This window comes from Streptomyces silaceus (genome assembly GCF_001419745.1).
Classification (GTDB): Bacteria; Actinomycetota; Actinomycetes; order Streptomycetales; family Streptomycetaceae; genus Streptomyces; species Streptomyces silaceus.
The window spans coordinates 1-7659 of the sequence record NZ_LIRJ01000150.1 but is presented as its reverse complement, the minus strand read 5'-3'; the positions used below and the strand labels follow the sequence as shown (position 1 = coordinate 7659).

The following is a 7659-nucleotide window of genomic DNA, read 5'->3' as shown; positions in this document are numbered from 1 at the left end:
CCTGCTGTCCGCCCGCTCCCCGCGAGCCCTTCTCCCCGGGCTTCCCGTCGGAACCGTCCGAGCCGTCCGTACCGTCGGAGCCATCCGAACCGTCCGCCCCGTCCGCCCCACGGGAACCGGGCGCCCCCGACGGCACCCGCACCCGCGCCAGCAGGTCGTCGATCGCGTCGGAGGGGTCCGGCGCCGCGGGCGTGTCGCCGTGGGACCTGACCTGCGCGCGCAGCGTCCGTACGTCGCGGGCGAGCGTGGACACCGCCTCGCCGCGCCGGTCCGCCTCCGCCGCGAGCCGGTCGGCGCGGCGGTCGCCCGCGTCGATGCGGGCCCACAGGATCACGGCGACGCCGGAGAGCGCGACCAGCACGCAGACGAGGAACACGGTGCGCCAGCGGCGGGCGAGAAGTCGCTCGAGGTGGGTCACTGCGTGCCTCCGAGCCGTTCGTTGGCGATGAGGAGCCGGGCGATCTCGCTCTGATCGTGGGCATGCAGCGCGTTCAACTCGGCGAGCTTGGCGTCGCGTTCGGCGACCTGCCGCTCCAGCCGGTCGCGCTCGATCTGGAGCTTCTCCGTGAGGCTGGAATAGCCGTTGAGCGCGTTCTCGCCGCGTTTGCCGAGATACGCCACGACGGCGCCGGCCAGCACTCCCAGACAGGCGAGAACGGAGCCCAAGAGGGTGACGGTGGCATCCAAGCGACTGCCTCCTGCTCCTGACTGCCCGGCCTGTGCGCGAACCGCACGGCCGCCACGAACCTGCGCTCGGATCAGTAACGAGTCACATGCCCGGAAGATGTGCCCCCCATCCGCCACCACCCGCCCCAACAGCCTTTCGGCATACGCAGGTTGACGCGGCACGGAGGGACGCCGGGCGAAACGGAGAGGCGGTACGCACGGAAAAAGCCCCCTGGCCCGGGGGCCAGAGGGCTTCAACCTCACATGGGAATTGTGGAGATGGCGGGAATCGAACCCGCGTCCAACGGTGCAGAATCAGGGCTTCTCCGTGTGCAGTTCGCTGCGCTTTTCTCGGCCCCGGTGATCTCGCGAACAAGTCTCCGACGGGCCCAGTCACTGTTTGATTTCCTTCTCGACCCCGTGACCGGGTCTAGAAGTTTAGTTCCCTAGCTGATGCCAGGATCCGGGTCGGGAACAGCCCCGGGCTGACACTTCGCAAGTCGCTACTTAGGCAGCGAGGGCGAAGGAATCGCGCTTGGTGTTGGCGATTATTGGTTGCGACATATGGTTAACGAGATCATTGCCGCTTCCTCGACACGCTTCCCCTGCTTCGACATCCGCTGTCGAAACCGATCATCCCCATGTTGATTTTTCAATCCGGGCCTCTCGGCCCTGGGTCTTTCGACCCGGCGCCCCTGCCGTGCGGGGCATGACCCATCGTACGTGACCAACGCGGGACGGTGCCAGCGTATTCCTGGGCGCCCGGTTCCGGTGGCTACGCGATGCCCTGCCGCCGGCGTGCCGACGCGATCGCGCGGTTCGTCTCGCGGGTGTCCTGCTTCTCGCGCAGCGTCTGCCGCTTGTCGTACTCCTTCTTGCCCTTGGCCAGCGCGATCTCGACCTTGACCCGGCTGTCCTTGAAGTACAGCGAGAGGGGCACGATCGTGTGACCCGTCTCCTGGGACTTGGACTCCAGCTTGTCGATCTCCGCACGGTGCAGCAGGAGCTTCCGCTTCCGCGTGGCCGAGTGGTTGGTCCAGGTGCCCTGCACGTACTCGGGCACGTGGATGTTGTGCAGCCACGCCTCGCCGTGGTCGATGTGCACGAAGCCGTCCACCAGGGAGGCCCGGCCCAGGCGCAGCGACTTGACCTCGGTGCCCATCAGCACCAGGCCGCACTCGTACGTGTCCAGGATGTGGTAGTCGTGCCGCGCCTTCTTGTTCTGCGCGATCATCTTGCGGGCGGGTGCCTTCTCGGCGGCCTTCGCGGCCTTGCGCTTTACCTTTTCCTTCGCCATAGTGCGGTCATTTTCGCACTAGGAGGGGGGTCCGAGGCCAGTCAATACTGTCTCGGCCCGCGCCTCGGCCCCGTCGTCGGCCTCCAGGTCGGGCGTGATGCCGTGCCCGTCGACGGCCCGCCCCGAAGGGGTGCGGTAGTGGCCGACGGTCAGCTCGGCGACGGAGCCATCGGGCAGCCGGCTCGGCATCTGGACCGAGCCCTTGCCGAAGGTCTTCGAGCCCACCACGACCGCGCGGCCGCGGTCCTGCAGGGCGCCCGTGAGGAGCTCGGCCGCGCTCATCGTGCCGCCGTCGACGAGCACGACCACGGGTCTGCCGGTGTCGCCGCCCCGCTCGGCGTGCAGGGCCTTCTGCTCGCCGCGTACGTCGTACGTGGCCACGAGGCCGCCGTCGACGAAGGCGGACGCGGCGGTGACCGCCTCGGTCACCAGGCCGCCGGAGTTCCCGCGCAGGTCGAGCAGGATCCCGGCGCCCTCGGGGGCCTCGCGCACCGCGGTGCGCACGTCCTCCCCGGAGCCCTTGGTGAAGGCGTCGACCTTGATCAGGGAGGCGCCGCCGGGCAGGTCGGTGACCGTGACGGAGTCCGTGGACAGATGGGCGCGGTGCAGCGTCTCGCGCCACGCGCGCGTGCCGCGCTCCACGCCGAGGACGACCGGGGTGCCGGCGCGGTCGCCGCGCAGCAGGGCGAGGACCTCCGTGACGGGGCGGCCGGTGACGCGCTCGCCGTCGACGGAGCTCAGCAGGTCGCCCTCGCGGAGCCCGGCCCGGTCCGCGGGGCCGCCCTTCTGCACCCGGGAGACCTCGATGCGCCCGTCGGCCGCGCGCCGGGCCCACAGCCCGACGCCGGTGTAGGCGCCGTCGAGGGCCTTCTCGAACTCCTGGTACTCCCCTTGCGAGTACACCGAGCCCCAGCGGTCGCCGCTGCGGCTGACGGCCTCCTCGGCGGCCTTCTTGCCGGACTTGCCGTCGGCCATGGCCTCGGCGGCGGCGTCGGCGGCCTCCTCCGCGGTGTCGGCGGAGGTGCCGTCCTGGCCGGGAGCGGCGTCGGAGCGTACCGCCGGAGCGGCGGATTTCGGGCCCTCGCCCGCCTCGTCGCTCCAGGAGCCGGTGGCCGCGCCGGTGACGAGGACGCTCGCGAAGACCAATGTCAGGGCCGCCCCGCGGCGGATGCGGCGGGGCCCGGAGAACCGGTCGGCGAACCGGTCGAGGCCTGACATGACGGTGAGTCTAGGACAATGAAGGGCGCCGTACGGCGGGTTGAACCGTACGACGCCCTGACACGCTGGCGGCTCTTGTCACACCTTCAGGTACTTGCGCAACGCGAAGAACGCGGCAAGTGCGGGCATCAGCAGGCCGATCGCGAGGACCAGCGGGAGCTTCGTGAGCACGGCGTCCCAGCCGACGAACTGGACCAGGTTCAGCTTCTCGGAGAGCGCGAGGCCGTGGTCGATGATGAAGTAGCGGCCCACCAGGAGCATGCCGCAGGCGACGGCTCCGCCGATCAGGCCGGCGACGGCGGCCTCCATGATGAACGGCGCCTGGATGTAGAAGCTGGACGCGCCGACCAGCCGCATGATGCCGGTCTCACGACGACGGCTGAACGCCGAGACGCGCACCGTGTTGACGATCAGCATCAGCGCCACGGTCAGCATCAGCGCCATCACCGCGCGCGCGGCCCAGTTCATGCCGTTGAGCAGCCCGAAGAGGTTCTCCAGGATGCCCTTCTGGTCCTGCACGGACTGCACGCCGTCACGTCCGGAGAAGGCCGTCGCGACGACCTGGTACCTCTCCGGGTCCTTCAGCTTGATGCGGTACGACTCCTGCATCTGGTCGGGCGTGAGGGAACTGGACAGCGGGGAGTCGCCGAACTGCTCCTTGTAGTGCTTGTACGCCTCGTCCGCCGACTCGTGCTGGACGCTCTCCACGACGGGCATCTTCTTGAGATCGCCGAGGATCAGGTCCTTCTGCTCGTTCGTGACGGCGCCCTTGGCGCACTTGGGGTCCTGCTCGGCGTCGGCCTTGTTGCACAGGAAGATCGAGACGTTGACCTTGTCGTACCAGTAGCCCTTCATATTGCTCACCTGGTCGCTCATGAGGAGCGAACCGCCGAAGAGGGCGAGCGAGAGCGCTACGGAGACGATGACCGCGAAGGTCATCGTGAGATTGCGGCGGAGACCTACGCCGATCTCCGACAGGACGAACTGGGCGCGCATGGCGGCCTTTCAGTGGATCAGGTGAACAGACAGCGGTCGGGCGGTACGGGTCGTCAGTGCTGGTAGCCGTAGACGCCGCGCGACTGGTCGCGGACGAGGCGGCCCTTCTCCAGCTCGATGACGCGCTTGCGCATCTGGTCCACGATCTGCTGGTCGTGGGTGGCCATCACGACGGTGGTGCCGGTCCGGTTGATCCGGTCGAGCAGCTTCATGATGCCGACGGAGGTCTGCGGGTCGAGGTTGCCGGTCGGCTCGTCGGCGATGAGGAGCTTGGGGCGGTTGACGAAGGCGCGCGCGATCGCGACGCGCTGCTGCTCACCGCCGGAGAGCTCGCCGGGCATCCGGTCCTCCTTGCCGCCCAGGCCCACGAGGTCGAGGACCTGCGGCACGGACTTGCGGATCTCACCGCGGGACTTGCCGATGACCTCCTGCGCGAAGGCGACGTTCTCGCCGACGGTCTTGTTGGGCAGGAGGCGGAAGTCCTGGAAGACGGTGCCCAGCTGGCGGCGCATGTGCGGCACCTTGAAGTTGGACAGGCGTGCGAGGTCCTTGCCCAGGACGTGCACCTGGCCGTGGCTGGTGCGCTCCTCGCGCAGGATCAGCCGCAGGAAAGTGGACTTTCCGGAGCCGGAGGATCCCACCAGGAAGACGAACTCGCCCTTCTCGATCTCGAGGGAGACGTCCCTGAGCGCGGGGCGGGTCTGCTTCGGGTAGGCCTTGGAGACGTTGTCGAATCGGATCACGGATGCACCACGGGTTGCCGGGGGTAGGTGTGCGTGACCATACGCGAAGGCGGCACACCGGCGCAGTCGGCGTCCTGAGTTGCGCCGATTGTCACGGCTGGGAGTGGGAACGGAACAGTCGGAAACCGTCGGGAAACGGCGGACCGCGCCGAAATCCGCGGAAGCTGGCACAGTGGTAGGGGGAACGATTGGGTTGCCCGTAGCGTTGGGCAGGCTGTAACTGTGCGGGAGGAGAAGCGCATGACCCTGGATCGGTTGGTATGCGCGAACTGCGCAGCGCCCGTGAGTGAAGGCCGCTGCCCCGTGTGCCGGGCCAATCGCGAGCGCATGCAGATGGAAGGGCCCTTCGCCGGGCTCAATCCCGCGGCACTGATCGCGCTGCTCGTGGTGCTGATCGCGGCGGTGGCGCTGCTGGCGCACCAGACCGCGTAGGAGCGGCACCGGCAGGAGCGGCGCACGGAGAGTGACGGCGCCCGACACAGGCGACGTGAAAAGGGCCCGGAGCTTCGAGAAGCTCCGGGCCCTTTCTCACGCGGACGACGTGTCGTACGTCGCGTGCGTCATCGCCTGGATCAGGCGGCGGCGCCGCGGTTGCCGACGAGGCGCGGCAGGATGCGGAAGCCGATGCCGCCGGCGATCATCGTCGCGGCGCCGATCACCAGGAAGGTGGTCTCGGCGGCGCCGGTCTCGGCGAGCTCGCCGCCCTTGTCGGTCTTGTCGCCGGCCTGCTCGACCGGCTTGGAGCCGGTGTCGGTCAGGCTGTCCTTGCCCTTGCCCTGCTCGACGGGCGTGTTGCCGCCGCCGTCGGGGTCGGTGTCGTTGCCGCCGGTGCCGTTGCCGTTGCCCGGGTCGGTCGGCTCGTCGGTCGGGTCGGTCGGGTCCGTGGGCTCGTCGGTCGGGTCCGTCGGGTCCGTGGGCTCCTCGGTGGGCTCCGTGGGCTCCTCGGTGGGCTCGGTCGGCTCCTCCGTGGGCTCGGTGGGCTCCTCGGTCGGCTCCGTCGGCTCCTCGGTGGGCTCCGTCGGGATCTCCGTGGGCTCCTCGGTGGGCTCGTCCTCGTCCTCGCCCAGACCGACGTCCACGCCGACACCGGTGTCGTCGGCGTGCGCGTCGGCGCTCACGCCGCCGAGGTCGACGCCGACGTCGAGCGCCGAAGCGGCACCCGCGGCGGTCAGCGAGGCGCCGGCGGCGATCACGGCACCGGCTGCTATCCGCGCGACACGGATCCGCGTCTTCTTGGTCATCTGGCTGCTACCCCCAGTAGCTGAATCGTCAGTGAGGCAGCGTCCGGGGCGGCGACCACTGGGGACGATCGATCGGCCCCCACAGATCCCACGCGCCCCAGAAATACGCATGCCGCACGCTAGCCTTTCCACTTTTCACAGCAGCGTCAAGGCCGTTGCGTGCGCGATGTCCGATATCAGGGCAGTTGACCGTCGTACGGAGATGTGACTGTGACGTAAAAGGCAACTGCCGCCTCTGGGGCGGCAGTTGCCTTGTCGATAAAACCGTTCTCGGCGGTTTCTACTTCTCCTGCTGCTTGCGCCAGCGAATTCCGGCTTCCAGGAATCCGTCGATCTCGCCGTTGAAGACGGACTCCGGATTACCGACCTCGAACTCCGTACGCAGGTCCTTCACCATCTGGTACGGGTGCAGGACGTAGGAACGCATCTGGTTGCCCCAGGAGTTTCCGCCGTCGCCCTTGAGGGCGTTCATCTTCTCCTGCTCCTCCTGGCGGCGGCGCTCGAGGAGCTTGGCCTGGAGGACGTTCATCGCGGTCGCCTTGTTCTGGATCTGCGAGCGCTCGTTCTGACAGGAGACGACGATGCCGGTGGGGAGGTGGGTCAGGCGGACCGCGGAGTCGGTCGTGTTGACGCCCTGGCCGCCGGGGCCCGAGGAGCGGTACACGTCGACGCGCAGCTCGCTCTCGTCGATCTCGATGTGGTCGGTCTGCTCGACGACCGGGAGGATCTCGACGCCCGCGAAGGACGTCTGACGGCGGCCCTGGTTGTCGAACGGCGAGATGCGGACGAGGCGGTGGGTGCCCTGCTCGACGGAGAGCGTGCCGTACGCGTACGGGGCCTGGACGGCGAAGGTGGTCGACTTGATGCCGGCCTCTTCCGCGTACGAGGTCTCGTAGAGCTCCGTCTTGTAGCCGTGGCGCTCGGCCCAGCGCAGGTACATGCGCTGGAGCTTCTCGGCGAAGTCGGAGGCGTCGACGCCGCCGGCCTCCGCGCGGATGGTGACGACGGCCTCACGGGCGTCGTACTCACCGGAGAGGAGGGTCCTGACCTCCATCTCGTCCAGCGCCTTCTTGACGGCGGTGAGCTCGGACTCGGCCTCGGCGCGGGTGTCCGGGTCGTCCTCCTCCTCGGCCATCTCGAAGAGAACGCCGAGATCGTCGATGCGACCGCGGAGCGCTTCGGCCTTGCGCACCTCCGCCTGGAGGTGGCTCAGCTTGCTGGTGATCTTCTGCGCCGCCTCGGGGTCGTCCCACAGGGACGGCGCGGCCGCCTGCTCCTCGAGCACGGCGATATCGGCCCTCATCTTGTCGAGGTCCAGGACGGCCTCGATCGACTCCATGGTCGAGGAGAGGGACTTGAGCTCTTCGGAAACATCGACGACTGCCACGACTCCAGCGTAACGGTTGCGGCAACCGCGGTTTCCCGTGCGGGGCTGCAACGGTGCCCCCTCCGGGGCGAGGGGCGATTTTCCCTGCGGGGCGGTGGGGCTTCCCTGGGG

General features: G+C 68.8%; 8 protein-coding genes, 1 other RNA gene and 1 pseudogene. 1 reads left to right on the top strand and 9 read right to left on the bottom strand.

The genetic code is table 11. The features are described from left to right. The 7 genes and pseudogenes from AOK22_RS42210 to ftsE all read right to left on the bottom strand — a co-directional run. A pseudogene (locus AOK22_RS42210) lies at positions 1-418 on the bottom strand (collagen-like protein); the annotation flags it as partial. After that, positions 415-687, bottom strand: a complete 273-nt coding sequence (locus AOK22_RS16010) for a hypothetical protein (RefSeq protein ID WP_063795270.1) — start codon at positions 685-687, stop codon at positions 415-417. The pseudogene AOK22_RS42210 and the gene AOK22_RS16010, both read right to left, overlap by 4 nt. 250 nt (positions 688-937) lie before the next feature. Beyond that, positions 938-1307, bottom strand: a transfer-messenger RNA (tmRNA) gene (ssrA, locus tag AOK22_RS39145). Positions 1308-1441: 134 nt separating this feature from the next. Beyond that, entirely contained in the window at positions 1442-1963 is a 522-nt protein-coding gene (smpB, locus tag AOK22_RS16005) for an SsrA-binding protein SmpB (RefSeq protein ID WP_055699330.1), read from the bottom strand. An 18-nt stretch (positions 1964-1981) separates the two neighbouring features. After that, the gene (locus tag AOK22_RS16000; RefSeq protein WP_055699329.1) at positions 1982-3181 is read right to left on the bottom strand and encodes a S41 family peptidase; all 1200 of its coding nucleotides are present in this window, start codon (positions 3179-3181) and stop codon (positions 1982-1984) included. 78 nt (positions 3182-3259) lie between these two features. Next, positions 3260-4177 (bottom strand): permease-like cell division protein FtsX, encoded by a 918-nt coding sequence (ftsX, locus tag AOK22_RS15995; protein ID WP_055699328.1) that lies wholly within the window; start codon positions 4175-4177, stop codon positions 3260-3262. A gap of 53 nt (positions 4178-4230) precedes the next feature. Beyond that, positions 4231-4920, bottom strand: coding sequence for a cell division ATP-binding protein FtsE (gene ftsE, locus AOK22_RS15990; RefSeq protein WP_055699327.1), 690 nt, complete (start codon positions 4918-4920; stop codon positions 4231-4233). Positions 4921-5160: 240 nt separating this feature from the next. On the opposite strand from ftsE, the gene AOK22_RS15985 reads away from it, so the two are divergent. Then, entirely contained in the window at positions 5161-5352 is a 192-nt protein-coding gene (locus tag AOK22_RS15985; RefSeq protein WP_055699326.1) for a hypothetical protein, read from the top strand. 140 nt (positions 5353-5492) lie between these two features. Here AOK22_RS15985 and AOK22_RS15980 read toward each other — a convergent pair whose 3' ends face one another. Further along, a complete protein-coding gene (locus AOK22_RS15980; protein WP_055699325.1) occupies positions 5493-6161 on the bottom strand; it encodes a hypothetical protein in 669 nt (222 codons plus the stop codon). A 280-nt stretch (positions 6162-6441) separates the two neighbouring features. Continuing rightward, positions 6442-7548, bottom strand: a complete 1107-nt coding sequence (gene prfB, locus AOK22_RS15975) for a peptide chain release factor 2 (protein WP_055699324.1) — start codon at positions 7546-7548, stop codon at positions 6442-6444. Between the last annotated feature and the right edge of the window lie 111 nt (positions 7549-7659).